The 25,198-nt window shown below is 40.8% G+C and carries 28 protein-coding genes; 10 read left to right on the forward strand and 18 right to left on the reverse strand.

What is annotated here, in order from left to right; all coding sequences use genetic code 11:
- Positions 1-32: 32 nt before the first annotated feature.
- On the reverse strand, positions 33-1,211 hold the full coding sequence (locus AC1XUE_RS09155) for a DUF4271 domain-containing protein (protein ID WP_483355631.1): 1,179 nt from the start codon (positions 1,209-1,211) through the stop codon (positions 33-35).
- A 64-nt stretch (positions 1,212-1,275) separates the two neighbouring features.
- Positions 1,276-2,154, reverse strand: coding sequence for a succinate--CoA ligase subunit alpha (gene sucD, locus AC1XUE_RS09160; protein ID WP_483355632.1), 879 nt, complete (start codon positions 2,152-2,154; stop codon positions 1,276-1,278).
- Between the two features lie 108 nt (positions 2,155-2,262).
- Here sucD and AC1XUE_RS09165 point away from each other — a divergent pair, with 108 nt between their 5' ends.
- On the forward strand, positions 2,263-2,859 hold the full coding sequence (locus AC1XUE_RS09165; protein WP_483355633.1) for a hypothetical protein: 597 nt from the start codon (positions 2,263-2,265) through the stop codon (positions 2,857-2,859).
- A gap of 104 nt (positions 2,860-2,963) precedes the next feature.
- Positions 2,964-3,449, forward strand: a complete 486-nt coding sequence (azu, locus tag AC1XUE_RS09170; protein WP_483355634.1) for an azurin — start codon at positions 2,964-2,966, stop codon at positions 3,447-3,449.
- Between the two features lie 74 nt (positions 3,450-3,523).
- Here azu and AC1XUE_RS09175 read toward each other — a convergent pair whose 3' ends face one another.
- The gene (locus tag AC1XUE_RS09175) at positions 3,524-4,054 is read right to left on the reverse strand and encodes a TlpA family protein disulfide reductase (RefSeq protein ID WP_483355635.1); all 531 of its coding nucleotides are present in this window, start codon (positions 4,052-4,054) and stop codon (positions 3,524-3,526) included.
- A 169-nt stretch (positions 4,055-4,223) separates the two neighbouring features.
- Here AC1XUE_RS09175 and AC1XUE_RS09180 point away from each other — a divergent pair, with 169 nt between their 5' ends.
- Positions 4,224-5,585: a tetratricopeptide repeat protein gene (locus AC1XUE_RS09180; protein WP_483355636.1), complete on the forward strand. Its 1,362-nt coding sequence runs from the start codon at positions 4,224-4,226 to the stop codon at positions 5,583-5,585.
- 75 nt (positions 5,586-5,660) lie between these two features.
- Here AC1XUE_RS09180 and AC1XUE_RS09185 read toward each other — a convergent pair whose 3' ends face one another.
- The 3 genes from AC1XUE_RS09185 to AC1XUE_RS09195 form a co-directional block, all read right to left on the reverse strand.
- Positions 5,661-6,371 (reverse strand): superoxide dismutase, encoded by a 711-nt coding sequence (locus AC1XUE_RS09185; protein WP_483355637.1) that lies wholly within the window; start codon positions 6,369-6,371, stop codon positions 5,661-5,663.
- A gap of 26 nt (positions 6,372-6,397) precedes the next feature.
- Entirely contained in the window at positions 6,398-7,012 is a 615-nt protein-coding gene (recR, locus tag AC1XUE_RS09190) for a recombination mediator RecR (protein WP_483355638.1), read from the reverse strand.
- Between the two features lie 75 nt (positions 7,013-7,087).
- A complete protein-coding gene (locus tag AC1XUE_RS09195) occupies positions 7,088-7,363 on the reverse strand; it encodes an ATP-dependent Clp protease adaptor ClpS (RefSeq protein ID WP_483355639.1) in 276 nt (91 codons plus the stop codon).
- 142 nt (positions 7,364-7,505) lie between these two features.
- Here AC1XUE_RS09195 and AC1XUE_RS09200 point away from each other — a divergent pair, with 142 nt between their 5' ends.
- The 3 genes from AC1XUE_RS09200 to AC1XUE_RS09210 all read left to right on the forward strand — a co-directional run bounded on the left by AC1XUE_RS09200 (position 7,506) and on the right by AC1XUE_RS09210 (position 10,073).
- A complete protein-coding gene (locus AC1XUE_RS09200; protein ID WP_483355640.1) occupies positions 7,506-8,981 on the forward strand; it encodes a sodium:solute symporter in 1,476 nt (491 codons plus the stop codon).
- Positions 8,978-9,460, forward strand: a complete 483-nt coding sequence (locus AC1XUE_RS09205) for a GtrA family protein (protein WP_483355641.1) — start codon at positions 8,978-8,980, stop codon at positions 9,458-9,460. The genes AC1XUE_RS09200 and AC1XUE_RS09205 overlap by 4 nt, the downstream gene beginning before the upstream one ends.
- A gap of 214 nt (positions 9,461-9,674) precedes the next feature.
- The gene (locus AC1XUE_RS09210) at positions 9,675-10,073 is read left to right on the forward strand and encodes a hypothetical protein (RefSeq protein ID WP_483355642.1); all 399 of its coding nucleotides are present in this window, start codon (positions 9,675-9,677) and stop codon (positions 10,071-10,073) included.
- Between the two features lie 45 nt (positions 10,074-10,118).
- On the opposite strand, the gene AC1XUE_RS09215 is transcribed toward AC1XUE_RS09210, so the two are convergent.
- From AC1XUE_RS09215 to galE, 7 genes are all read right to left on the reverse strand, one after another.
- Entirely contained in the window at positions 10,119-10,460 is a 342-nt protein-coding gene (locus AC1XUE_RS09215; protein ID WP_483355643.1) for an MGMT family protein, read from the reverse strand.
- Positions 10,444-11,034: a DUF3109 family protein gene (locus AC1XUE_RS09220; RefSeq protein ID WP_483355644.1), complete on the reverse strand. Its 591-nt coding sequence runs from the start codon at positions 11,032-11,034 to the stop codon at positions 10,444-10,446. The genes AC1XUE_RS09215 and AC1XUE_RS09220 overlap by 17 nt, the downstream gene beginning before the upstream one ends.
- A 13-nt stretch (positions 11,035-11,047) precedes the next feature.
- Complete coding sequence (locus AC1XUE_RS09225; RefSeq protein WP_483355645.1) at positions 11,048-13,480, reverse strand: LysM peptidoglycan-binding domain-containing protein; 2,433 nt, start codon at positions 13,478-13,480, stop codon at positions 11,048-11,050.
- A 32-nt stretch (positions 13,481-13,512) separates the two neighbouring features.
- Positions 13,513-14,157 (reverse strand): O-methyltransferase, encoded by a 645-nt coding sequence (locus AC1XUE_RS09230; protein ID WP_483355646.1) that lies wholly within the window; start codon positions 14,155-14,157, stop codon positions 13,513-13,515.
- Between the two features lie 51 nt (positions 14,158-14,208).
- Positions 14,209-15,075 (reverse strand): glucose-1-phosphate thymidylyltransferase RfbA, encoded by an 867-nt coding sequence (gene rfbA / locus AC1XUE_RS09235; protein WP_483356014.1) that lies wholly within the window; start codon positions 15,073-15,075, stop codon positions 14,209-14,211.
- Between the two features lie 127 nt (positions 15,076-15,202).
- On the reverse strand, positions 15,203-16,258 hold the full coding sequence (gene rfbB, locus AC1XUE_RS09240; protein ID WP_483355647.1) for a dTDP-glucose 4,6-dehydratase: 1,056 nt from the start codon (positions 16,256-16,258) through the stop codon (positions 15,203-15,205).
- Positions 16,255-17,274 carry a UDP-glucose 4-epimerase GalE gene (gene galE, locus AC1XUE_RS09245; RefSeq protein ID WP_483355648.1) on the reverse strand — a complete coding sequence of 340 codons (1,020 nt, stop codon included), beginning with the start codon at positions 17,272-17,274 and terminating at the stop codon, positions 16,255-16,257. The genes rfbB and galE overlap by 4 nt, the downstream gene beginning before the upstream one ends.
- Before the next feature lie 211 nt (positions 17,275-17,485).
- Between galE and AC1XUE_RS09250 the strand changes: the two genes are divergently transcribed.
- Positions 17,486-18,334 (forward strand): transglutaminase-like domain-containing protein, encoded by an 849-nt coding sequence (locus AC1XUE_RS09250; RefSeq protein ID WP_483355649.1) that lies wholly within the window; start codon positions 17,486-17,488, stop codon positions 18,332-18,334.
- Positions 18,335-18,340: 6 nt separating this feature from the next.
- Here AC1XUE_RS09250 and AC1XUE_RS09255 read toward each other — a convergent pair whose 3' ends face one another.
- Complete coding sequence (locus tag AC1XUE_RS09255; RefSeq protein WP_483355650.1) at positions 18,341-18,970, reverse strand: 4'-phosphopantetheinyl transferase family protein; 630 nt, start codon at positions 18,968-18,970, stop codon at positions 18,341-18,343.
- Positions 18,971-19,062: 92 nt separating this feature from the next.
- On the opposite strand from AC1XUE_RS09255, the gene AC1XUE_RS09260 reads away from it, so the two are divergent.
- The 3 genes from AC1XUE_RS09260 to folB all read left to right on the forward strand — a co-directional run bounded on the left by AC1XUE_RS09260 (position 19,063) and on the right by folB (position 21,370).
- A complete protein-coding gene (locus tag AC1XUE_RS09260) occupies positions 19,063-19,965 on the forward strand; it encodes a WD40 repeat domain-containing protein (protein ID WP_483355651.1) in 903 nt (300 codons plus the stop codon).
- A 104-nt stretch (positions 19,966-20,069) separates the two neighbouring features.
- Positions 20,070-21,014: a DivIVA domain-containing protein gene (locus AC1XUE_RS09265; protein ID WP_483355652.1), complete on the forward strand. Its 945-nt coding sequence runs from the start codon at positions 20,070-20,072 to the stop codon at positions 21,012-21,014.
- A 5-nt stretch (positions 21,015-21,019) separates the two neighbouring features.
- Positions 21,020-21,370 (forward strand): dihydroneopterin aldolase, encoded by a 351-nt coding sequence (folB, locus tag AC1XUE_RS09270; protein ID WP_483356015.1) that lies wholly within the window; start codon positions 21,020-21,022, stop codon positions 21,368-21,370.
- A gap of 44 nt (positions 21,371-21,414) precedes the next feature.
- On the opposite strand, the gene AC1XUE_RS09275 is transcribed toward folB, so the two are convergent.
- The 4 genes from AC1XUE_RS09275 to AC1XUE_RS09290 form a co-directional block, all read right to left on the reverse strand.
- On the reverse strand, positions 21,415-21,720 hold the full coding sequence (locus tag AC1XUE_RS09275; RefSeq protein ID WP_483355653.1) for a rhodanese-like domain-containing protein: 306 nt from the start codon (positions 21,718-21,720) through the stop codon (positions 21,415-21,417).
- 24 nt (positions 21,721-21,744) lie between these two features.
- A complete protein-coding gene (locus AC1XUE_RS09280) occupies positions 21,745-23,580 on the reverse strand; it encodes a T9SS type A sorting domain-containing protein (protein ID WP_483355654.1) in 1,836 nt (611 codons plus the stop codon).
- Position 23,581: 1 nt separating this feature from the next.
- Positions 23,582-24,379, reverse strand: a complete 798-nt coding sequence (locus tag AC1XUE_RS09285; RefSeq protein ID WP_483355655.1) for a PASTA domain-containing protein — start codon at positions 24,377-24,379, stop codon at positions 23,582-23,584.
- A gap of 73 nt (positions 24,380-24,452) precedes the next feature.
- Positions 24,453-25,043 (reverse strand): riboflavin synthase, encoded by a 591-nt coding sequence (locus AC1XUE_RS09290; protein ID WP_483355656.1) that lies wholly within the window; start codon positions 25,041-25,043, stop codon positions 24,453-24,455.
- Positions 25,044-25,198 lie beyond the last annotated feature (155 nt).

Consider the following 25,198-nt stretch of genomic DNA (forward strand, 5'->3'; position numbering starts at 1 on the left):
TCAATTAGTTTGTTCCCGCTGGTTCGGAATATCTACAATGCAAACTTTATACCAACGATCAGCGGGATAATTTCAATGACGCAAAGGTACGAAAATAAATACAGATTTATAAAGGTACCAGGTGGAGTGCTGACGATATACAAGGCAACGAAACGGATGATGTAGAAAATCAGGAATGGAATTAAAATAAATGGTCGTACGGAATCCAGCCACAAGGGCCCGTTGAACGTTAGCATAAAAACAAGAAGAAAAACAGCTACATAAAACAGGTAGGATGATTGTACTATTTTAATAAATACGATATCTACGAGCTTATCCAGGTTGAGCATATTCCCTATCATTAACATAAGAATGTACTTACCATAGTACAACAAAAAAAATATTCCTGAGATTAGGAAAAAATCTCCGATAAGCTGAAAGGCATTCCCCTTTTCTGACAGAATTGTACTGACCGAAAATATATTTACTCTGTTCACCGCGAGGAATATGACCACAAAACTGCTCAACATGGCCACTACGAGTACAAATAACAGGATGCTATTACTGTAAGGTTTGTAAAATTTGGTAAGTGGATCTCTCGGATCATTTCTTAGAAAATCAATCGGATTGATAAGCCTGGCGAAAGCCGAAGGGTTCGTATTGTGCAACCATGCACTCAGCACAAGTACAACCAGCATGGCCATTACTGCAAAACTACCAAACGGAGAAAAGTTAATAGGCTTGATATTGATAAAGCGCGATGCCCCTCCCTGTAAACCGACAGGATCATTGGTCTGCCTTTGGTTACACAACAAAAGGTTTTTATCTCCTATTCCTGCACTCCCATATACCGTAAGAAGCAACTCATCCCTTTTGTAAATTTTGTAAAGACTATCAATACTCACGACAAGCCATTTTTGTTGCGGGACTTCTTTTTGAAGTGCACCATCCAGAAAAAGATAACTTTTGCTTTCCGTTTTGAGCAATAAAAAGTAATTCCTGTTTTTAAGAAGGTCTATGTAAGTACTTACATACCTGGAATCGTCATTGATTTCCTGGGAAAAAGGTACATAGTTTTTATACTGACTATTATAGACCAGCCAGTCATTCTGGTAATTATATATAGGAAAGAATTGATCGGGAGGAGTAGCTCCCGGACCAGCAAAGGAATTGCTCCCGGTAAAGAACAGGATGGTAAAAGCCCAAAAGAGGAATGATAGTATGGACTTCATCGTATATTAAAAAGGGCGGGGTTTCCCCAGCCCTCCTTGAAGTATTAGTAAGATAAATGGTCTGTTATTTTCTGCCCAAAGCAAGAAGCATTGTTTCTCCGATCAGTGCAGGTGACTCTGCTACGAATATACCAGATTCTTTCATGATACGGATTTTTGCTTCTGCAGTATCGTCAGCACCACCGATGATCGCACCCGCATGACCCATACGACGTCCTTTTGGGGCTGTCTGACCCGCGATAAAACCTACAACTGGTTTCTTATTTCCTGTAGATTTGATATAATGAGCTGCATCCGCCTCCATGCTTCCGCCAATTTCCCCAATCATAACAATCGCTTCCGTTTCAGGATCATTCATTAAAAGCTCCACTGCTTCTTTGGTTGTTGTTCCGATGATCGGATCTCCACCAATACCAATGGCAGTTGTCTGTCCAAGGCCTGCACGTGTTAGCTGATCAACTGCTTCGTACGTAAGTGTTCCTGATTTGGAAACAATACCAATTGTTCCCTTTTTGAAAATAAAACCAGGCATGATGCCTACTTTACATTCATCGGCTGTGATAACACCAGGACAGTTAGGACCAATCAAACGGCAGTTTTTGCCTTTGATGTATTCCTTTGCCTGCATCATATCTTTTGTAGGAATTCCTTCTGTGATACAAACTATGACACCAATACCAGCATCAGCGGCTTCCATAATAGCATCTGCAGCAAATGCCGGCGGCACAAATATGATAGATACATCTGCTCCGGTTGCACGTACTGCCAGATCAACGGTATTGAAGACAGGCCTCTCAAGATGAGAAAGTCCTCCTTTGCCAGGTGTAACACCACCTACCACGTTCGTACCGTACTCAATCATTTGCTGGGCATGAAAAGAGCCCTCAGAACCCGTAAATCCCTGAACTATAATCTTAGAATTTTTATTAACTAAAACGCTCATGTTGGTAAATCTGTTTTTTTGGTAAAAGTAGGACGAAAAGCACGAAGTAGCAAAATGTAGTCATAATTTGTAAATTGCTTTTTTGAGATTATTCCGCCTTTCTGAGATATGCCCATTAATCCTAACCTATTTTCAAACCTGACACTCTGCCTGACAGGTATATTCGTTTTTTACAGGTACCTCAACCGTCAATCTTATTTCAACCGACTGCTCTGGGGCATCTTCCTACTTAGCATTTCACTTACTGCTTTCACCGAATTAATCGTGCTAACGGGGCTCCGGTTACCCGATAATTTTCCTGTTATAGCGTTATCGCTTGAGCGGACGCTTGGCTCTATCTCAGTAGTTTCGGCCACATGGTGCCTTATCATGCGTTACAAATCCGGCGTGTTCCTTTTCTACTCTACAGTTTTGATCGGACTTTTGCTCTTCTACTGCATCGTGTGGTATCATGTAGAATTTATGGGATTGATTATTCAGCCCCTCTGCCTTATTATTACCTTATTGATATGCTGCCTCGGGCTTGCAGGAAAACAAACCAGTGCTTTATGGATCATTTTTTCAATGATGTTTGTGGCCCTGGCTACCAAATCCAGAGAAATTCCAATACCCATGAGTCCGCTGGATATAAACCGTTATATGATGACACTCGCCGTCCTGTGTTCAGGAAGAGCATTAAGGGATGAATTCAAAGTGCTTTTCTAATCATTTGTTTTTTTCAAACAATTGTTAATGTACTATTTTTTTACTTTATCATCTATTAAATTGCACGCAGTAATTCAAATTAACAAGTTTACTATTATTCAAATATGAAAAGGATCAGTTTTAGCGTATTGTTTCTTGCTTCTGTAATCGCTTTTGGTGCATCTGCAACTACTGTAAATGCAGCTTCTAAGGTTGAAGTTAGTGATGCAAAACAAGAAAAAGCCATAGTTATAAAAGGTAGCGATGCCATGCAGTTTGATCTTAAAGAAATTAAAGTGAAAGCTGGCCAGAAAGTAAAACTTACTCTGACTCACTCAGGTAAGCTTGCTAAAGCTGCAATGGGTCACAATTTTGTGTTGCTAAAAACAGGTACTGACGTAGCTGCCTTCGGGTCGAAAGCTGCTGCTGCCCGCGAAACAGAATATATTCCTAAATCAGAAGCAGCAAGCATTATCGCTCACACGAAGCTTGTAGGTGGTGGGGAAAGTGATACAATTACATTCACGGCTCCTAAAAAAGGAACATATACGTACATCTGTAGCTTTCCGGGACACTATGCTTTGATGAAGGGTACATTCATCGTAGAATAATCTCCGTAAGATTATAAATGAAGAATGCCACGACATTTGTTGTGGCATTCTTCATTTAGTGGCAAACCGGTTGTTTAAATTTCAGCGATATGCTTGTCAATAAGCTCAATAATTTCAGGACGATCCCATTGTGAGGCACCTACCTCCTGCGCCAGCACTTTTCCTTTATGTATGATGTAGGTACGCGGAATTGCATTGCCATCGAGCAATGCCGGATAAGATCCGGCAAACTGATAGAATGGCAGGTTATATCCCTTTCGTTCTATGAAAGGGCTCACGATAGAAAAGTCCTCATCAGAAATAATATAAAATGCCACTTTTTCATTGTCTTTATACTTATCGTATAATTTCTGTATACCAGGCATTTCCATATTACAAGGTCCGCACCATGTAGCCCAAATGTTTAGAAAAACAAGCTTATCTTCCGGCATTGCTGACTGCTGCCCTCCGGCATCAACCAGACCAGACAAATAAACACCATTAGCTTCTGTTGAAATTGCCCCTTCTTCCGTCACGTTTTCTTGACGAACGAAGACAAAATATATTGCCAACGCAGCTACCACTGCTAAAACTGGTATTATAACTCTTTTTCCCACTGCTGTCATCGTATTTATTCTATAATAATTTTACTTCTACTCCAAAAGTATTGATAAAATAATAACAGTTTCTCTAAACCTGCCAACAATCCTCATTTGTTTTAAATACGAAGGATATTTTTAGATACTTTTACTATTCAAATTCACACAACCCATATTCAAGGAAACGTTTACCTTCATGAAACCTTTACTTCTATTTACCCTCTTACTGGCATCCGCCGGTCTGTCACACCACACACTAGCCCAACGTTCCGCTGCAGAATTTTTTGATGATGGCAATACAAAAGCTGGCAAAGGAGATTTTCCCGGGGCGGTCCAGTCCTACACTACAGTAATCAATATGAGTCCGCAACATGCTCCCAGTTTTTTTAATCGCGGGTTAGCAAAAGCAAATCTTAAAGATCATCGGGGAGCTATTGCTGATTACAATAATGCCATAGACTTCGACCCTAAAGTTGGTCTTTATTATCAAAGTCGCGGAGTAAGTAAAAGTATATTGGAAGATCACAGGGCAGCCATTATGGACTATTCCAAAGGTATAGAACTTGATCCTGAGGATTCAAAATCCTATTATAATCGTGGGGTAAGCTATGCCAAAATACTCAATCATCGTAATGCACTGAGTGATCTTGATCATGCATTAGCACTTCAGCCCGACGATCTGCCTACGTTATATGCCAGAGGGAGCTGCAAACAGGATTTACATGAATACGCAGGAAGCCTGGCTGACTTCACCAGAGTGATCGAATTAAGTCCCAAAAGAACGGGTGCTTATGTAGGTCGGGGCCTTGCCAAACTGGAACTTGGCGATTACCAAGGTTCGATAGCTGATCTTACAAAGGCTATTGAGCTCAGTCCTGAAGATGCCAGCTTATATAACAAACGCGGGTTCGCGAAAAATAAGGTAGAAGATTTCAAAGGGGCTATCATTGATTTCGACAAAACCATCGAATTGAATGCTGATAGTTATGAAGCCTATTACGGCAGAGGATTTTCTAAGGGCAAACTGAATGACCAGCGCGGTGCAATTATGGACCTTACAAAGTCAATAGAATTAAAAAACCTGTATGTAGGCGATCCGAAAAAGATCGTATACTCAGGAAAAATCACGAGAGAAATTCTTGACGGTTTAAGAGATGAGGTAAAAGAACGTGTCAAAATAGAACTACTTACCAGCGAACGTGCTGAAGCATATTATATCAGAGGTATCAACAAATCTGCTATTGGAGATAAAAAATCTGCTATTACTGACTTTACTATGGCCATTGAACTGAATCCTACCTATTCCAATGCCTATTTCGCAAGAGCCATGACGCGTTCTTCAACCGGTGATCAGATGGGGGCTGTACTTGATTTTAATAGTTCAATAAAACTTCGTTCTGATTATGCAGAGGCTTATTATCTGAGAGGAATTCTTAAAAACAGCCTTGGAGCAGTAAATGAAGGTTGCCTCGATATGAGTAAGGCGGGAGAGTTAGGCTATCAGCAAGCATACAAAGCCATCGGAAATTATTGTAACACACCTGTTACAAAGGAATAAAACAACCGGATCCGGAAGAAAACTTCTCCCGGATCCGGTATATTAATTTTATGTAGGTCAAGCCTAAAAAGTTCTTCAGGCCTTTTTGAAGTTTTCAGCCACTTTATCCCAGTTTACAACCTGCCAGAATGCTTTGATATAATCAGGGCGCTTATTCTGATAGTGCAGGTAATAAGCATGCTCCCATACATCCAACCCTAATAGTGGAGTTCCTTTGATATCCGATACATCCATCAAAGGATTATCCTGATTTGGAGTTGATCCTATCGAAAGCTTGCCACCTTTAGCTACCAGCCATGCCCAGCCAGAACCAAAACGTGTTGTTGCAGCCTTTCCAAAATCTTCTTTGAATTTTTCAAATGAACCAAATTGTGCTTTGACAGCATCTCCCAGTGCCCCCTTCGGCTCCCCGCCTTTTCCAGGCGCCATGATTTCCCAGAAAAAACTGTGATTCCAGTGCCCCCCACCGTTATTACGTATAGCTACAGGAGCTTTGCTGATTGTTTTTAAAATTTCTTCGAGTGATTTTTTTTCAAATGCAGTGCCTTTCACAGCATCATTGAGATTTTTCACATACGCAGCATGATGCTTGCCGTAATGAATTTCCATCGTCAATTTATCGATGTTAGGCTCCAACGCACCGAAATCGTATGGTAAAGGGGCTTGTTTGAATGGCGCTGTTTCCAGCAAGATATGCTCTGATTCAGAAGCAAATGTTTGTGAGCCCAACGCTCCTACTGCAAGAGTGCCTCCTGCCAGTGTGCGCAAAAAATCAGTTCTGTTCATTGTTCCAGCATTTTTTAATTTATTCATCAATCGTAAGCCACTCGGCTAACGATACTTCTGCCCAGCGTAATTTCATCTGCATATTCCAGATCGCCACCAATAGGCACACCTCTTGCGATAGTGCTCACTTTTACTCCGGTAGATTTTAATTTTTTCTGCAAATAAAATGCAGTTGTATCTCCTTCCATGGTTGGGCTGAGAGCCAGTATAATTTCCTTTACATCACTGAGACCATCTTTTTCCTCGACACGACGAAGCAATGAATCAATGTTTAGATCAGATGGCCCGATACCTTCCAGGGGTGAAATGATACCACCCAATACATGATACAGTCCCTTATACTGACTAGTTGCTTCAATAGCAAGCACGTCTCTTGTGTCGACAACAACACATATAATAGAAGCATCTCTGCCTGGATTACTACACATAGCGCATAACTCGTGATCAGCAATATTATGACAACGGGAACAATAGGTGGTTTTTGTTCGCATATTCACGATTGCTTCAGCGAGTGAACGTGCTTGTTGTTCCTCTCTTTTCAGCAAATGTAATGCCAGCCTGAGTGCTGTTTTTTTTCCTATACCTGGTAAGCGTGAAATTTCTCCAACTGCTTCCTCAATAAGGCGTGAGGGATAATTCATGGGGACGTGTAAAAATAAGGCGAAATTCCGTTGAGTACTGTAGTAGAGCAGCAACTTACCGTCCGGGAGAAAAAATCAATAGATTTCGGCGGAAATACCACGACGACAAATCTCCGTACGCATGCCCAGCAACTCATCAAATTCTCCCTCCTTCACAGAACACTTACCTTTGTAGTGGATGATCAAAGTACATTGTTCAGCCTGTTCGCTGGTGTGGCTACATACTTCCATCAGGGTGTCAATTACCCAGTCAAAAGTATTTACGTCATCATTAAAGATGACCAATCTTTTTATATCGGTTTCAATCGTTTTTTCCAGAATTTCAACCTCGGTATCCGTAAGCGCTTGCATAACAACCAAATTTCTGTTTGATTAGCAAATCTAATTAAAAAGGGACACTAACAGAAGACATTTAACTTCTTTTGATTCCCTGCATTCTTTTTAGATCCTCTAACGTTTCTACAGCAAACCTTTAGCGCCGGCAAACTTTACCATGAATCCGTACATTTCCCTTATTATCCTTATTTTCTATTTCGGGATGCTGATCACCGTATCCATTTATACTTCACGTGGGGCCGACACCAATACTTTTTTTACCGCAAACCGTCAATCTCCGTGGTATTTGGTAGCATTCGGAATGATCGGGACATCACTGTCGGGGGTAACGTTTATTTCAGTTCCCGGCGCTGTAGCAAATATACAGTTTTCTTACTTTCAGGTTGTTATAGGCTATATTTTAGGTTATCTGGTCATCGGTACCGTTTTAATGCCACTATACTACAGGCTTAATCTTATCTCCATCTACTCTTACCTTGAACAAAGGTTCGGCTTCTGGTCTTATAAAACCGGCTCCGGCTTTTTCCTGCTTTCCCGAACCATAGGTTCAGCTGTACGCCTTTATGTCGCCGCGCAGGTGCTGCAACTGGCACTTTTTAAGCCACTTGGAGTTCCATTCGAAGTAGCTGTTGCTATTACTATATTCCTGATATGGATCTATACATTTAAAGGTGGAGTAAAGACGATTATCATTACAGATACCTTACAAACTTTCTTTTTGATTACAGCTGTCATCCTTACAATCATTCTTGTTTCCAAAGAACTTAATCTTAGCGACGCTTCGGCTATCTGGAAAACAGTTAAAGAAAGCAAGTATTCACAGATTTTCTATTGGGATACCAATGATCCTAAAAATTTCTTCAAGCAATTTTTTGCAGGTGCGTTTATTGCGATCGTAATGACAGGCCTTGACCAAGACCTGATGCAAAAAAACCTTACATGTAAGAATATTGGTGAAGCTCAAAAGAACATGTTTTGGTTTACAATCGTACTTGTGATAGTAAACTTCCTTTTCCTTTCATTAGGCGCGTTGCTCTACGTATATGCAGAGGCGCAGGGCATTCCGGTAACAGCAAAGACTGACGACTTTTATCCTATGCTTGCATTAAATCATCTTGGTGTAGTAGTAGGAATTACTTTCCTTCTGGGAATAACAGCCGCCACTTACGCCAGCTCTGATTCAGCACTGACGGCTCTAACCACAGCCTTTTGCATTGATTTCATGAACATTGAAAAGCGGCCGGAAGAACAACGGTCATCTATCAAATTCTGGGTACATGTTGGCTTTTCGGTTGTATTTTATGTAGTAATACTCATTTTCAACAGATTAAATAGCAAAGAAGTTATTACCGCAGTATTCGACCTTGCCGGATATACTTATGGTCCGCTACTTGGCCTGTTCTCTTTCGGGGCATTTACGAAGCGAAGCGTAAACGATCGGTTTGTTCCATTTGTTTGCATTGTAGCTCCAATAGCCACTTATATCATCAATATGAACTCTGTGGAATGGTTTAATGGCTATCAGTTCGGATTCGAACGCCTAATTATTAATGGCTTGATCACTTTTATAGGTTTGTATCTGCTTAAAGGCAAAAGATCAAACACGATCTCATCATCATATCAGAATTTGTGAAAAATGACCTGATCAATATTCGGGATGTTCTCGCCTATTTTCTTGTTGCTTCTGCAGGAGTAATCGTTCAACTATTGGTCGGTTCGCTTTCACAGGAATGGTTTAATCTGTCATTCAGAGAGTCATTGATCCTGGGATACGTCCTGGCTTCAATAGTAGGTTTTATACTTACTAAAATGTTTGCCTTCAGCAACAGAAGCGCAGAGAAGAGTAGAAGAGAGATGATCAAATTCACCTTAGTTACTTTTCTGTCATTTGGAATAACTGTGTATGGTTCTGATTTTCTATTCAGCGTATCTGAAATGGCCTTTGGCGTGTATACACATACCATTCCCTATTCGGTAAAAACCGTCAATATCAACCAGCTTTTCAGCCAGATCATCTGTATGGGCGTAAGCTTTATAAGCAACTACACATTACATAAGACGTTCACGTTTCAGAACACTGGATTTTATGATAGGTTGAAAAAGCTATTATGAGATGTTCAAAATTAGACAGTTTTGTTCGGATACGAACAGATTTTTATTGACCGTAAAATTTGCAAAGAGCACATAAAAATATTACAATAAACTATCAATCAACACCTTAAAAGACAATTTACTAAACAAACATTCATCCGATATTTTCTGGCATATCCTTTTTTAAATAGCTATCGACCGGACATATGGTCTTAACTAGAAAAAACAAATAGCCATGAAAATTATCATTTCAAAAATCATCTTAGTAGCCACTCTGATTTGCTCATTATCTTCATTTACTAAAGATAAAAAAGCGGATGCAATGGCCAAGGTAGAAGCCGCAAAACTTGTCGGATTCGGCGCTTCAATCTTCCAGATTAACAACACGCATAAAGTAAAACTTTCGGTAGACAAGAAAGAGGATTCTTACCTGAGGATTATTTTAAAGGACCAGCTGGGCCGCACGCACTATAACGAACTCTATGGCAAGAAGGAAAGCCAGTACCGCCGTACTTTTGATTTCAGCGACATGGCTGATGGTACGTATCAGTTTGAGCTTGTTTATAAGGATCACAAGCTTACGAAAGAAGTACAGTTAGAAACAAATCAGGCCCGTGTCTTTATTCTTCAATAATTAAATAGGGGTTCGGATTGTACAATCCGAACCCCTATTTAATTATCAGGTGAGTTCTTTTTCCGGATCCCAGAAGTATTTAACCCAATTCTGTATCTGATCGTTCTTCACCTCTACCCCCTCTTTTTCCAGGCGCTGCTGCATCGTATCGGGTGTTTCAAAAAGCAGCTTTGCTGTAAGTACACCGTCTTTATTTACTACCCTGTGAGCGGGTACATCTTCCATCGTGTAGCTGCTTCCCATAGCCCACCCTACAATTCTTGCACCACGTTTGTTTCCCAGGTATGCTGCAATAGCTCCATAGGAGGTCGCTCGCCCCTTTGGTATTAACCTTACTACGTCGTAAACGTTTTGAAAAAAGTCTTCATTCTTACTTTTTTTCTTCACGTCTTGCTTCTTTTCGCTCATCAATTTCATCTTCTAATTGCGTATACCAGCCAGGACCATAAGCTCTGATCAAAGGTTCCTTAAGAAACTTATACACAGGAACTCCAAGTTCTTTACCAAAATCGCATGCCGGACTGCAAATATCCCACCTGTCATAATTCAGCGCATGGTATTGATCATATTTGGTAATCCTGATGGGGTATAAATGACATGAAATAGGTTTTTTGAAATTTATTTTCCCATCGTTATATGCATCTTCAATAGCACACTTCAGCATACCCTTTTCGTTATAAACTGCGTAAACACACTCACGATTATCTATTACAGGAGTCACGTAGTCGCCTTCGAAATCGGTGGTGTAAGTTCCTTCTTTTGCAATAACTGCCTTCCCTGCTTCCGTAAGATATGGAGCTACGATCGGATAAATCTCATCCATAATAGCGAGTTCATCCGCTTCAAGAGGTGCACCGGAATCACCCTCGACACAGCATGCGCCCTTACACTTGTCCAGATTACAGACGAACAACTGGTCTTCTATATCGTCACTGATGCAGGTATTATCGATGAGTATCATTATTCTTAGACTTCTATTTTTGTGGAATTTTTAGCTTCTGACCTACGGAAACATTATTTCCTGATATATTGTTCAATTTCTTAATCTCATCAATATCAACACCATAATTTACCGAAATACGAAATAGCGTTTCACCACTTGAAACCGTATGCGTTCTAAAACCCTGTGGTGAATTACTTTGAACTGCGTTGCGCCTGGCACCAGTGCCTACTTTTAATTGCTGACCTGAAATCAATCTATTTGGCGATGTCATATTGTTAAGTGCCATCAACTCATTCAAACTAATGCCGTAGGTTCTGGAAATGCTGTAATAAGTTTCACCCGATTGAACTGTATGATACTTAGCTCCAACATCTGTTTTCTCAGCAATGATTCTTTCAGCCTCCCGCTCGGTTTTGGTTGGCCCGGTTGGCGTTGTTATGATGGTAGCTGGTCTTTCAGTTTCAACCACGGCGCCAGATGCGTCCTTGATACGAAGTCTTTGTCCTACCATCAGCCCCTTCCTGCCACCTGCATTATTCATATCGCTTAACTCTGAAACGTTCATTCCATACTTCCTTGCAATACTGAAATAGGTTTCACCGGATTTTACTATATGTATACCTTCCCTGCCTTCAGAAGAAACCGGAGTTATGGGTGCCGATTTCGCAATCTTTTCCGCTGCTGCTTTTTCAGCTGCATTTCTCTCAGCTATTTCCCTTTGTTTTCTTGCATAAACCGAATTAGAAGCACTGTTCGCAGCAGTTTCTGAATTGACATCAGTACTCACTACACGTTCTGTTTTTTTCCCGTTTTCTGAATTTCCATTACCCGATTTAAAGGTACTGCCATCTTCGTCCTGTGTAATGATAACTACCCTATCATTAGGATCTGCAGCTGTTACAGCAGGCTTAACAACGGGAACGGTTACAGTTGGTGTAACTGCGGGCTCAAATTGTTGCTGCTCCTTCGCGATACTACTCTCGCTTTTTTCTACCAATACCGGTGTATATTTCTTTCTTCCGGCTGCATTGACAGGAATATCCTGATTAACAGGTGTATTCGTCTTTCCGGCAGCATTTGTATTCTCCGCAATAACGGGAACCACCACATCTTTCGATGTAGGCGTCTCAGGTTTAATGATTTCTATAGGTTGTTTTTTAGGACGCTTTTTGGTCAACCACAAAACTTGTCCCGTCTGTACAGGATAATTTCTGCTAATGGTTCTGTTGTAGTTCAGCAAACTGACAAGTCTTATACCATATTGTTGAGAAACACTATGCCAGGTATCTCCGGGGCGTGCTGTATGAAAAGGTGTAGCTGCCTTCTTATTTTTCTTTGATAAATAATAAACATTTCCCGGAATGAGAGGCATATCCTTTACCATATCGTTGTTACGCATAAACCTGGTCATTCTCAGATTTCCCGCTTTTGCGATCGTTTTCGGTTTATCCCCCGGCAGCGCTTCTATACCGGGAAGGCCATTAATTTCATAAAAAGTGTGTCCGCTTTTGCTAGATTGCTTATCGGATTTTCTAAGAATCGGGAATCCAGTTTCATCGTAATTAGATGATGAAGCTATAGCCTGAACAGGTAGTGACAGTTTTTCACGGACAGAAGCTACCTGATCCAATGGAACGGGAACAGCTATCAGATATTGACGATCAGTTGGGATACGTCCGGAGGTGACCCACTTATTGTAAAATTCTAATTCTTTCGCAGCAATGCCCAGGGATTTTCCAATTTCATCGAAAGACTGACCTTTACCATATTCAGATTCCAGCAACACTATTTTATTAGTACTTCTGTGTCTCTCAATTCCAGCTTCCAGTGCAATCTTATGCGCAAAAAACCGCAACATGTAGCGATCTGTTTTCCCATCTAACGTTACTTCTCTGCCGTAAGCCCAGTTGGCAGGAACTACTTTTTTAACTCCTCCGGCTCCCAGGTAATAGGAATAAAGAGAGGATACCCAGTTATTAAACTGCTGATTATTTTTCTTAAGGTACCATGCTGCAGCATGAGTAGATGAACTGATATTTTTTCTCTCATCAATCTCTTTATCCACTCTGAGATTGAGTTCGACCGCAGTCTCCGGCTTAAATTGCCAATAACCCACAGCATTAGAACTGGAAACTACGTCAGGTCTGAAAGAACTTTCCTGCACTGCCAGGTATTTAAAATCAATTGGCACTTCTTCATCCATGAGAATACTCTCAACAATAGGAAAATGCAGAATAGCACGCTCCAGTTTTTCCTCCCAGAATTTCCTGTTCGACATCAAATTCTTGATATCCTCCTGGATCAGGTTTTGAGCTGCCCTGTCAAATTTTACAGTAATGCCTCCAAATGATACACTGGTTGGGATTTCCGGCGTTTGAGATTTTGCAACATTGCAAGTCAGAGCCATTACAATTGCCCATAAGGAAAACACTATTTTATATTTTGCGATGAGAATTTTGGTCATATCCGTTTTTGCTGATACTACTAAGTTGGCGATTACAATTTTTGAAGAATCATTAATCCATCCCGAATCGGCAGCAAGAGGTTTGAGACTCTCTCGTCCTCCTGTACCATCCGGTTAAATTCTATTAATAGTTGAGTATCCTTGTCCGATTTTTTAAGCTGTGAATGAGTTACTTTGCCACTCCATAATACATTATCAGCGATAATGAATCCCCCTTTTCTCACTTTTTCAAGACAGAGATGGAAATATGCAAGGTAATTCTTTTTGTCAGCATCTATAAAGGCTATATCAAAGATCCCGGGTAAAGTAGGAATGATATCGACTGCATTACCAATGCGATAATCAATGTTCTGAGAGAAAGGAGAGTTATCAAAGAAAGTGCGGGTCATGGTTTCCAGCTCTTCATTGATATCAATAGTAACCAATGTACCCTGATCTTTGAGACCTTCACAAAGGCAGAGTGCTGAATAACCTGTGTACGTCCCGACTTCAAGGATATGGTCGGGACGTATCATTCTTGAAATCATTGACAAAAACCTACCCTGTACATGACCTGAAAGCATTCGCGGATTAAGCACCTTTGCGTGAGTTTCCCGGTTCAGCTTTTTAAGCAGATCACTTTCCATTTCCGTATGCTGTGCGGAATACTCCTCAATTTCGTCTGCCAGAAACTTCATTCAATATAAATAATGTGTTGTAACAGATTATTTTACCAATCACTTCACTTATTAAAGATGCGCAACCAACTGTTCGAGATAAGTACCGTAGCCACTTTTCACTAACGGTTTGGCGATCTCACGGAGTTTTTCTACTCCAATAAAGCCCATTCGGTATGCGATTTCCTCTATACAACCAATTTTTAATCCCTGGCGCTCTTCAATCACCTGCACATACTGGCCTGCCTGCATCAGTGACTGAATCGTTCCTGTATCCAGCCATGCTGTTCCTCTGTTCAAAACACCCACTTTCAGTTTTCCGCGTTCCAGGTAAATTCTGTTCACATCGGTAATTTCCAGTTCTCCACGAGGTGACGGAGGAATGGTCTTGGCGATTTCTACCACATCGTTGTCATAGAAATACAGGCCGGGAACTGCATAGTTCGATTTTGGCTTGTCCGGCTTCTCCTCGATTGAAATCGCAACATTATTTTCGTCAAACTCAACCACTCCATAGCGTTCTGGATCCTGTACCTGATAAGCAAAAATAACTCCGCCGTCAGGATTACTATTAGACTGCAAGAGCTGTGACAGACCCGAGCCGTAGAAAATATTATCACCCAGAATCAGAGCTACCTTATCGTCTCCGATAAATTCCTCACCGATAATGAAAGCCTGCGCCAGCCCATCCGGACTTGGCTGCACTGCATAACTGAATGAGCATCCTAATCTGCTTCCATCGCCCAGTAGCTTTTCGAAGTGAGGAAGATCGTGAGGTGTAGAAATGATAAGAATTTCTTTAATGCCGGCAAGCATTAATATGGATAAAGGGTAATAAATCATTGGCTTGTCATACACAGGCATGAGTTGCTTGCTAACTGCCAAAGTAAGTGGGTGTAAACGCGTGCCAGAACCGCCGGCAAGAATAATTCCTTTCATATGTATAGCTTTCAGCTGTTGGCCATCGGCTTTCAGCTTTGTAAATATTAAATTAGGGAAAATGAATACTGCTGAATAGCTTTTGAGCATTCAGCAGTATTTAAAAGTTTATACAATCAGCCAATGGTTATCTGGCTGCGTACATGTCAGTATAGTACTTCTGGTAATTACCTGATGTAACATTTTCTAACCATTCCTTATTATTCAGGTACCAGTCCACTGTGCGATCCAGTCCTTCTTCAAATTGTAAAGATGGCTTCCAACCTAATTCTTCTGATAACTTGGTTGCGTCAATGGCGTAGCGAAGATCATGTCCTGCTCTGTCTGTTACATAAGTAATCAGTTTTTCAGTTTCACCTTCTTCACGACCCAGTTTCTTGTCCATTGTTCTGCACAGCAAAAGTACCAGATCCAGGTTTTTCCACTCATTATGACCACCGATATTGTAGGTTTCTCCATTTTTTCCATCATGGAAGATTACATCAATAGCAATTGCGTGGTCTTCTACAAATAACCAGTCTCTTACATTTTCCCCTTTTCCATATACAGGAAGTGGCTTCCCGGCAAGAATGTTATTGATCATCAACGGAATCAGCTTTTCGGGAAAGTGATTGGGGCCGTAGTTATTAGAGCAATTGGAAATGACAACCGGAAGGTTATAGGTATTCTGATAAGCGCGAACAAAGTGATCCGAAGAAGCCTTCGAAGCAGAATACGGTGAGCGCGGATCATACTTGGTATCTTCGGTAAAGAAAGTACCAGGATCATGAAGTTCTCCATACACTTCATCTGTAGACACATGATAGAAACGACGACCTGTAAAGTCATCTTTCCACGCTTTTTTTGCTGCATTCAACAAATTAACCGTGCCTACCACATTTGTCATTACAAACGACATCGGATCTGAGATTGATCTGTCGACATGACTTTCTGCGGCAAGGTGAACAATACCATGAAAATCCTCTTCACTGATCAGTTTATCTATAAAAGCAGCATCAACGATATCTCCTTTTACAAAAGTGTAGTTAGATGCATTTTCGATGTCACGCAGGTTTTCAAGATTTCCGGCGTACGTCAATGCATCAAGATTATATATATGGTATTCAGGATGATTGGTTACGAAACGTCTCACAACGTGAGATCCTATAAAGCCTGCTCCTCCTGTAATTAAAATTTTCTTCATTTTTTTGGTGTGATTTTTAGTTGCCAGTTCCATGCATCTCTCAATGCCTCAGCTATTGTTTTTTCAGCTTTCCACTTCATTATATTATTGACCTTATCTGACTGGGCGTATATCTTTTCAACATCACCTTCTCTTCTTGGCCCAACCGTATAGTTAAGCTTAACGCCATTTACCTCTTCAAAAGTATTGATCAATTCAAGAACCGTGTACCCTTCACCAGTTCCGACATTAAAAACATCATAATAGTTTTCTTCTTCTTCTTCTCTCAGGCGTTCCAGCGCTTTCACATGCGCTTTCGCCAGATCCACTACATGAATAAAGTCTCGAATACAAGTCCCATCTTTCGTATCGTAATCGCTACCGAAGACAGTAAGAGATGGGCGTAGCCCGGCAGCTGTCTGTGTAATAAAGGGGACAAGATTACTTGGAACTCCATTCGGAAGCTCACCTATTAATGAAGATTCATGTGCGCCAATCGGATTGAAGTACCTTAAACTGATAGCCTTAATACCGGGACGGGAATAGACGTGATCTCTGATAATGTCTTCAGCTATTGCCTTCGTGTTACCATAAGGAGAAGTAGCGGGCTGACGAGGTGTAAGTTCTGTAACGGGCAGTTGTTCAGGCTGGCCGTAAACGGTACAAGAGGAAGAAAATACAAAGTTCCGGACATCAAATTCCTTCATGATCCGAAGAAGTACCAGCAGAGAAATAAGGTTATTCTCATAGTAATTCAAAGGTTTATCCACCGACTCTCCTACCGCTTTGTAAGCAGCAAAATGAATTACTCCATCGAACTTCTCCTTTTCAAACAGCTCTCTTACTTTTTGAACATCATTACAATCAATATTGTAAAATGGGAAATCCTTCCCGGTAATCTCTTTAACCCCTCTCAATACATCCAGGTTGGAATTGTAGAGATTGTCAATAATAACCGGTTGGTAACCCGCTCTATCCAGTTCTACCACTGTGTGGGAACCTATAAAGCCCACACCTCCAGTAACAAGAATTTTCATAGTAATGTGTTGTTGTTTTCAGATTTTGTGGAACGTGATTTTTAGCCGAGTAAGTTTTCTTTAAACAACAGAAGCAGTTTCCATGTTAATCCGATCAACAATAAACGGTAAAAAAGCCATTTTTTTTGCGGGCAAAAGTAGAAAATTTGACGTCCATAAAAAAAAAATGTTTTTATTTAACCGTTGATAGAATAAAGCTGAACTGAGGAAAATGAACCAGAGAGAAATAAAAGCGCTGATATCCCTGCTTGATGACGAAGATCATGAAGTAAGTCAACATGTTGAAGATAAAATATTGTCTTTGGGAGGAAATGTAATTCCCTTCCTCGAAACTGAATGGGAGGAAAGTTTCGATCCGATTATACAGAGAAAGATTGAAGAGCTGATTCATGAGCTACAGCTCAGTATCATGATCGACAGACTTCTAATCTGGAAAAATGGTGGCGGGCTGGATTTAATGGAGGGAATGTGGATACTGGCGACATACCTGTATCCTGACTTGTCTCTTGATAAACTTAAAGCTTCCGTTGAACAACTCTATTATGATATATGGATTCAGTTTCAGGAAGAGATGAACCCTGTAGATCAGATCAAGCGTATCAACAGCATTTTCTTCGGCGCTATGAATTTTGCTGCCAATACCAAAAACTTTCATTCACCATCAAATTCGATGATCAATGTGGTATTGGAAAGTAAAAGAGGGAATCCTATCACATTATGTGTTATTTACCTGCTGATTGCACGTAAATTGGGTATGCCCGTATACGGTGTAAATCTGCCTAATCTTTTCGTGCTCACTTATAAAAGTGAAGCGACTCAGTTCTATATCAATGTATTCAACCGGGGGATTATCTTTTCAAAGACAGATATCGATCATTATATAGCGCAATTGAATATCAAGTCCAAAGATATTTTCTATCAACCTTGTACAAATCTGGAAATTATCCAGAGGGTTCTTCGTAACCTGATCCTTTCGTATGAAAAAACGAGTGATCAGGAAAAGAGCAAAGAAGTTGAAAAAATTCTGAAGGCAACCCTCGACGACTATAATGAGGACTAAGAAATCCTACAATGCGATGGCAAGGCAATGATCGCCTATCCAGAGCAATTGTATTACGCAGCGGATCACTTTATCATGATCTTTAAGCGTCCCTTTTATCAGAAGTTCATGGTTTTCAAAAAGGTCTATCCGTATATCTTCTCTGAAACTTATTTTCTTCTTGCCATACAATTTGTATAGTGCTTCTTTGGCGCACCAGTATATACACAATTTTGTAATGTCATGATCCGCATGTTCAAATTCAGCGTCCGACAGGAATTTTCTGGCGGTTCGGATCAGTTTTTCACTTTTCCGCTCCATATCAATGCCTACAGAGGAGTCAAGATTTAGTACTGCGGCGACATAGTCATTTGTGTGGGTCAGAGAGATGTGAGATCCATTGTTTATAAGGAATGCTTTACCATGCTCGTCTTTATGGAGTCCTTCGTATACGATACCAAACTCTTCAACCAACTTCCTGATTAATAATCTGCTGGCCAGCCACTCTCTGATCTTTTGCGGGTGAGTAATGGAAGCTAGCTCACTCAGGTTATTTATCGGGCCCAGCATATCCCTAAGCGCCGATTCATCTTCTGTTAAATTCCACAAAAGCAGTGTGGTATTCCCATCAATCTTTCCAGAATGAACGAGGGGCATAATTATTCTGTTTAAAATTTTCGCAAGGATGCACTTTAGCTGTTGGCAATGCCAGCTAATAATTTAAAGCATTGCTAAATCAGTTACTCACCATGAATGTTCGCAAAATTGATACTTTTTCCGGTCACAAGGACAGTGTTTACACAATTATTTCTGATGGCACAGCCAGTGGATTCTACTCGGCTGGTGCCGATGGATACGTAATTCATTGGGATTTACAGAAGCCTGACATGGGCAAACTTGTTGCCAGAGCTGGTTCATCGGTTTACGCACTAGGTTTCGATGGCGATAATAAACAGCTATGGATTGGCCAGAATTATGAAGGTATTCAGCTTCTTGACCTAACCAGCGGCCAGATTTTAAAAAGTATAAAAATAACCACTGCTGCCATTTTTGACATAAAAATATGGCAAGGAAAAGCAATTATCGCTTTAGGCGACGGAGTTGTGGTTATCATGGATATAGCATCACTGTCAGTACAAAAACATATCAAGGTTTCAGAAAAAAGTATTCGTACGCTCTCCATCAATCCTGTAACCAATGAATTGGCAGTTGGAGATAGCAGCCATAACATTCATATTTTAGACCTCAATGATTTCAATCTGAAACATACAATTCAATCTCACACCAATTCTGTTTTTTCTGTACGATATTCTCCTGATCTCCGTTATCTTCTCAGCATGGGGCGCGACGCGCACGTAAAGATCTGGGATGTTGAGAGCGGATATAAGCCCTTTCATCAAATAGCAGCTCATATGTATGCTGTCAATCATATGGATTACAGTCCGGATGGTCGTTTTTTTGCCACATGCAGCATGGACAAATCCATTAAAGTCTGGGATAGCGAAACATTTAAGCTTCAAAAAGTAATAGATCGTTCCCGGCATGCAGGTCATGGTACCTCTGTCAATAAACTGCTATGGAGTACCTATCAGCATCAGTTGATATCATGCAGTGATGACCGCACAATATCAGTTTGGGAAATACAGGATTAGAATACTTTTAAAATGGTAAAATTGGTAAATACTTTGATATATGATTCATATATCTTTAACTTACGCAGCCGTTATTTAACAAATTAAAAAGCATATATCGAATCATGAAAATTTCAGCTATAGACATACGTAAACATACGTTTGAAAAGATTTTCAGAGGTTACGACCCTGACGAGGTAGATGCTTTCCTTAATTCTCTTTCACAGGAATGGGAGCGTTTCAGTAGCGAAAACAGCCTTCTTAAAATGCAACTGGAATATGCTGAAAAGGAGTTAAGTAAGCTTAAAGATATTGAGTCTACACTGTTTCGCACCTTGAAAACGGCCGAAGATGCGAGTAAGCAAATAGAGAAAGAAGCGCATGAAAATGCGGAAACCAGAATACGTGAAGCAGAGGAAACGGCAAATCAACTGGTAGCTGAAGCGGAAAATCGCACATCTCAGGTCATCAGAGAAACGGAATATAAACTGGAGCAATTCAGGAAAGATTTTGCATCCGAAGTGAAACTTCAGGAAAGAGATTTCCGAGCAATTGAAAATTTCAGAGATAATCTGATCGTTCAACTTGCCTCTCTCGCCAATAGTACCATTGAGACAGTAGAACGGTTTGAGCAGAAATATGATAAAGAATCCGTTTTGAACAAAATGGACGAAATCAAACAGCATATTTCGTCTATTGAAATTCCAAATAAGCCTGTTTTACAACCGGAAGAGTTAGCTGAGCACAAAGAAGAAGATGTCAATGTAGTTTTTGATGATGAGAAACCTGAGGTATTCTTTGAAATTCCGGTAGAACAGGAGGAGGTAGAAGAACAAGTTGCGGAACAGGAAAAAACACCGGAACCTGTAACCGTTGCTCAGGAAGAGATAATAGTTGAGGAGGCACAAGAACCAGTAAAAAGCGCAGCCGAAGAGGCCAATGCAGCACTTGCTGAGTTACAAAAAACAACAGAGAAAAATCGTGAAGAAGTTCCTCTTAACAGGCCAAGGGTTCACGAAAGCAGCTCATCATCAAAAGGTGGTGGAGGTTCATTCTTTGACCAAATATAATGACATTGGGAACTATTGCGCTTGAAGGGCTTGAGTTTTTTGCTTACCATGGTTACTATCCGGAAGAGCAACTCATTGGTAATAAATATTCACTTGATATCATTGTTCAAACTGATTTTCAGGAGGCAGCAGTACACGACAAATTAAGTGAAACTGTCAACTATGCCACTTTGTATCAGATCGCAGCCAAAGTAATGAAAGAACCGGCAAAGCTGCTGGAACATATCGCGTTCAAGGTAATTGCTAATACACGTGAACATTACCCGAATATAGCAAGCGTGACAGTGAAGGTATCCAAATTCAATCCACCGGTAGGTGGTGTTTGCGCAAGATCTGTCATTACAATGCAGGGATAAATGAAAAGGCGGAGCTTCGACTCCGCCTTTTTTATCTTCTGACCTTATTCCTGCTCTTCCAGTTCACGGTAGGCCAGGATACCACCAATTACATTTCTCGTATTCGTAAAGCCACGTGACTCAAGGAACGCAGCTGCTTTTCCGCTTCTCGCACCCGAACGGCAATGAATAATGATCTCCTCGTCTTTCAGGCTTTCAAGTTCTTCCAGATGATCAGGCAGTTCTGCAAGTGGAATCAGGGTAGCTCCCAGATTATCCTCTTCGAACTCATGTTCTTCACGTACATCATAGAAATGAAGCTTTTCACCTTTTTCCAAACGTTCTTTTAACTCTTCAACTGTAATATCCATAGCTTTTATTTTATTTAAAACTTGTCACTTAACAACTATTATCTTTTGAGTAAAGGTTCGCTTACCATCAAACGCTTTCAAAACATACATTCCATCCGCTACCGCCAGATCTGCGGAGAGTTGTCCTGAGGATGGCAAAATAGTCTTTATCAAACGTCCTTCGACGGTATAAACGTCGAGCCTCTTCAGGCTATTATCTTTCCAATGGATAGATCCCGACCCGGGATTAGGAAAAAATTGAGCAGCTTTATCTGCTATCGTTTCCATCCCAACAGGCACCCCTATTCCCTGCGAACCCAAAAATGGACGTATCATAATATTCCCTTTCAGATTATTTTCAACAGCCCAAGAGGTCCCGGTATTGGAATAAATACGTTCCGTAGCAAAGGAGTTTCTATCAAAACCGAAAGTTACCGGCAGCTCTCCTACCTGCAGCCATCCTACATAGAAGGTAGCAGGAACTGCAACCGGATTTACAAACTTACATGTTATAAAGCCATTACGCTGATCTGTATACCTAACGGCAACAGCCTGTTGCGTTAAAAGCTGATCAGGCAATCCGTCTTTATCATTATAAATCTGGATCAAAAAACTCTGTCCTGAAACGTCTGTATCAAAAGGCAAAAGGGAAAGGTAGATACCACCGAGCGTATCTGCATTTACCATCGTGTATCGTACCGCAGCTCTTCCTCTCCTTTGTGTAATTTGTATACCATACTCCGCACTTCCATCATCAAAAGCATAAAAATCATCCAGATGAGTCACAGCAGATATCGTATCATTCCTTCTCAAATCTCCGATTGGATTCTGATCATCCGTGGTCAACATCGCAAATTTATACCTGAGATTCGCCTTTTTGGCTGAAGCAGGAATCGCCAGATTACCTACGGGGATTGAAAAGCGTTGTTCCTGATTAGCACCTATATTGATTGAACCCGATGCAGGTGCCTGATAATACACTGCCCCGGTAGAGTCATCCCGGACACCAAAAGTATATGTATAGATGTTAAAGTTATTATTTCGGTTAACTACATCTGTCGTAACGGACGCTGATTTATAAGTACCTGCCGCTTTCCGGTAATGGCTTAGAGGCATGGCCATAAATCCATTTAACAGGCTCGTGAGAGGATTACGAACAGCCAAATCCGGTGTAAACCGGTCACGTAACGTTCGGCCTGCATTTAAATAGACATAGTCCAGATGCCACATGTCATACGACCCGGAGGTTCGTCCATAAGAGCGGAAACGGAACTGAAATCCGGAATGAAAGAAAGACGCATCAGAGATTTTGACAAAAGTATGCGTAAAAACAGTGTCCAGTTCGTATCCTTGCTGTTGCCAGGTACTGACCCATTCTCCGGATCTGTTCAAGAATTCTAAACGAAGAAAATCAGTTGAATCCGGCATTTCTCCCAACCCTTTACCCAACCAAAAAAAACTGATGTAAACAGAATCTCTAACCGCTCTTCCGGATAGATCTATCACCCGTGAAGTGAGTGTATCGGTAAAATCCTGAGCCAGTGGATTTAAAAAATTGTAGGGCCTACCTGCTGAATTGAGCCCATCAAACGTAGCCACATTGATGGAAGGATGATTTCTTGTCAGCGTATTATTAATGAATACACCACTACCATTCATCCACAAACTGGTATCAGGCACTCCCCCTTTTGACGTTGAAAAATCGTCAAAAAACGGTAGTACGCCTGCTGCAGTAATTCTCGTATGATGCTGACTCCTGCTATGATCGACTTTTGTCTGAGATGTGTGTGGTACTAATCTTAACTGACCGTAGCCTGCCGTAACTATACTGAAAATCAGCAAGAGTGAACAATACCATCTTTGCGTTAAGTTTTTATTCAAATTATTCCTGTTGTGTGTTGTCATTCTCAATAGGTTCTGCTGACTGCGGGGTTACCCACAAATCAATGATATCACCAATTCTGACATTGCTGCCTCCATCCGGATTTTGTCGTACAACTGTCCCTGGCGCCTGACCTTCTTCTGCCGGCAATTCCATCAACTGCCCTATTTTAAGACCTGCTCCGATGATAACAATTTTTGCTTCATCCAATGGCATATTTAATACTGACGGGGCTTCAAACTGAGCAGTTCCAAGTCCCTCACCAAGTTCAAGGTCAATTCTGGATCCTTTGGCAATCGGCTGCCCCGGTTCAATAACACGTCCATTATACATCTGACGTAGAACTGCATTTTGAGCCATATCTGGTACATAGGAGATATTACCTTCTTCCAGGCCTGCGCTCTTAAGCAACTGCTGAGCACTCCGGTGCGTCATATCTGTCAGCTTAGGCATTTTGATAAGCGGAGCTGTCCGGGAAACAACGGTAATATAAATTTTCCTTCCTTCTTTCACTTTTTCTCCCGGTAAAGGATACTGAGCGAGGATAGTAAGCGGGGCAACATTAGCCACAAATGTGCAGTCACTTACCTCGTAACGAAGATCACGGGATTCCAGAAATTCTTCCAGCCCTTCTACACTCTTCTTTTTGAGATCCGGGACAGTTATTGATTCACCATGGTTGGTCGTGAATGGCAGATAGACAAAGAAAAAGCCCAGAAAAAACACAAGAATAAGCGAAATGACTATTCCGATGTGAATAAGAAGATCACTTCGCGATTGCGTACTAATTTTTGCCATGTAAGTGGGTAAGACAATATTTTAATAAACTGGCTTAAAAATAGAAGTAAATTTTAAGTATGCCAACACTCTGTTACTGATAGCCTGCCATTATACGCTTGATATACTTACCCAGAATATCAAATTCCAGATTGATTGTACTACCTTCCACCAGATCATGGAAATTTGTGTGTATATACGTATAAGGAATAATTGCCACCCGGAATGTGTCCTTCTCTGAGTTAAATACAGTAAGACTCACCCCATTTATACATATTGATCCTTTTTCTACAGTTATATTACCAATGGAAGAATCATATTTAAAATCGAACAGCCAGCTTCCGTCGCGTTCCTCTTTCCTGATACAAATCGCAGTTTGGTCTACATGTCCCTGAACAATATGTCCGTCAAAGCGTCCGTTTGCAGGCATACATCTTTCCAGATTAACCTTTGCACCCTGCTTCAGCTCTCCAAGATTGGTTTTGATCAATGTCTCTTCGATAGCAGTTACCTTATATACATCCTCATTCACCTCTGTTACTGTGAGACATACGCCATTATGACTTACGCTCTGATCTACCTTAAACTCTCTCGCTATTTCGGACTGCAAAGTAAAAGTTTTATTGGTGCCTTCTGCTTCTATCCCAATCACTTCGGCAAGTGATTCGACAATTCCTGTAAACATCCTATTTTTTGTTTAAAACAATTCGTCTGTAAAGTTACAACAACTTTAAAACCTTTTTATTACCTGAACACCTAACGTGATTTAGTTTCCGTTTGATTTCCCAATTTCAGATAGTTTGCGAACTTTGCGACAAATTGTAGTTTAACTACCTGCCT

Source organism: Dyadobacter sp. HNCC25DJ187, from assembly GCF_056895255.1.

Excerpts from the sequence above, each read along its gene's own strand:
- AC1XUE_RS09155 (WP_483355631.1), bottom strand. The coding sequence starts at position 1,211 with ATGAAGTCCATACTATCATTCCTCTTTTGGGCTTTTACCATCCTGTTC.
- sucD (WP_483355632.1), bottom strand. The coding sequence starts at position 2,154 with ATGAGCGTTTTAGTTAATAAAAATTCTAAGATTATAGTTCAGGGATTT.
- AC1XUE_RS09165 (WP_483355633.1), top strand. The coding sequence starts at position 2,263 with ATGCCCATTAATCCTAACCTATTTTCAAACCTGACACTCTGCCTGACA.
- azu (WP_483355634.1), top strand. The coding sequence starts at position 2,964 with ATGAAAAGGATCAGTTTTAGCGTATTGTTTCTTGCTTCTGTAATCGCT.
- AC1XUE_RS09175 (WP_483355635.1), bottom strand. The coding sequence starts at position 4,054 with ATGACAGCAGTGGGAAAAAGAGTTATAATACCAGTTTTAGCAGTGGTA.
- AC1XUE_RS09180 (WP_483355636.1), top strand. The coding sequence starts at position 4,224 with ATGAAACCTTTACTTCTATTTACCCTCTTACTGGCATCCGCCGGTCTG.
- AC1XUE_RS09185 (WP_483355637.1), bottom strand. The coding sequence starts at position 6,371 with ATGAACAGAACTGATTTTTTGCGCACACTGGCAGGAGGCACTCTTGCA.
- recR (WP_483355638.1), bottom strand. The coding sequence starts at position 7,012 with ATGAATTATCCCTCACGCCTTATTGAGGAAGCAGTTGGAGAAATTTCA.
- AC1XUE_RS09195 (WP_483355639.1), bottom strand. The coding sequence starts at position 7,363 with ATGCAAGCGCTTACGGATACCGAGGTTGAAATTCTGGAAAAAACGATT.
- AC1XUE_RS09200 (WP_483355640.1), top strand. The coding sequence starts at position 7,506 with ATGAATCCGTACATTTCCCTTATTATCCTTATTTTCTATTTCGGGATG.
- AC1XUE_RS09210 (WP_483355642.1), top strand. The coding sequence starts at position 9,675 with ATGAAAATTATCATTTCAAAAATCATCTTAGTAGCCACTCTGATTTGC.
- AC1XUE_RS09220 (WP_483355644.1), bottom strand. The coding sequence starts at position 11,034 with ATGATACTCATCGATAATACCTGCATCAGTGACGATATAGAAGACCAG.
- AC1XUE_RS09225 (WP_483355645.1), bottom strand. The coding sequence starts at position 13,480 with ATGACCAAAATTCTCATCGCAAAATATAAAATAGTGTTTTCCTTATGG.
- AC1XUE_RS09230 (WP_483355646.1), bottom strand. The coding sequence starts at position 14,157 with ATGAAGTTTCTGGCAGACGAAATTGAGGAGTATTCCGCACAGCATACG.
- rfbA (WP_483356014.1), bottom strand. The coding sequence starts at position 15,075 with ATGAAAGGAATTATTCTTGCCGGCGGTTCTGGCACGCGTTTACACCCA.
- rfbB (WP_483355647.1), bottom strand. The coding sequence starts at position 16,258 with ATGAAGAAAATTTTAATTACAGGAGGAGCAGGCTTTATAGGATCTCAC.
- galE (WP_483355648.1), bottom strand. The coding sequence starts at position 17,274 with ATGAAAATTCTTGTTACTGGAGGTGTGGGCTTTATAGGTTCCCACACA.
- AC1XUE_RS09250 (WP_483355649.1), top strand. The coding sequence starts at position 17,486 with ATGAACCAGAGAGAAATAAAAGCGCTGATATCCCTGCTTGATGACGAA.
- AC1XUE_RS09255 (WP_483355650.1), bottom strand. The coding sequence starts at position 18,970 with ATGCCCCTCGTTCATTCTGGAAAGATTGATGGGAATACCACACTGCTT.
- AC1XUE_RS09260 (WP_483355651.1), top strand. The coding sequence starts at position 19,063 with ATGAATGTTCGCAAAATTGATACTTTTTCCGGTCACAAGGACAGTGTT.
- AC1XUE_RS09265 (WP_483355652.1), top strand. The coding sequence starts at position 20,070 with ATGAAAATTTCAGCTATAGACATACGTAAACATACGTTTGAAAAGATT.
- AC1XUE_RS09275 (WP_483355653.1), bottom strand. The coding sequence starts at position 21,720 with ATGGATATTACAGTTGAAGAGTTAAAAGAACGTTTGGAAAAAGGTGAA.
- AC1XUE_RS09285 (WP_483355655.1), bottom strand. The coding sequence starts at position 24,379 with ATGGCAAAAATTAGTACGCAATCGCGAAGTGATCTTCTTATTCACATC.
- AC1XUE_RS09290 (WP_483355656.1), bottom strand. The coding sequence starts at position 25,043 with ATGTTTACAGGAATTGTCGAATCACTTGCCGAAGTGATTGGGATAGAA.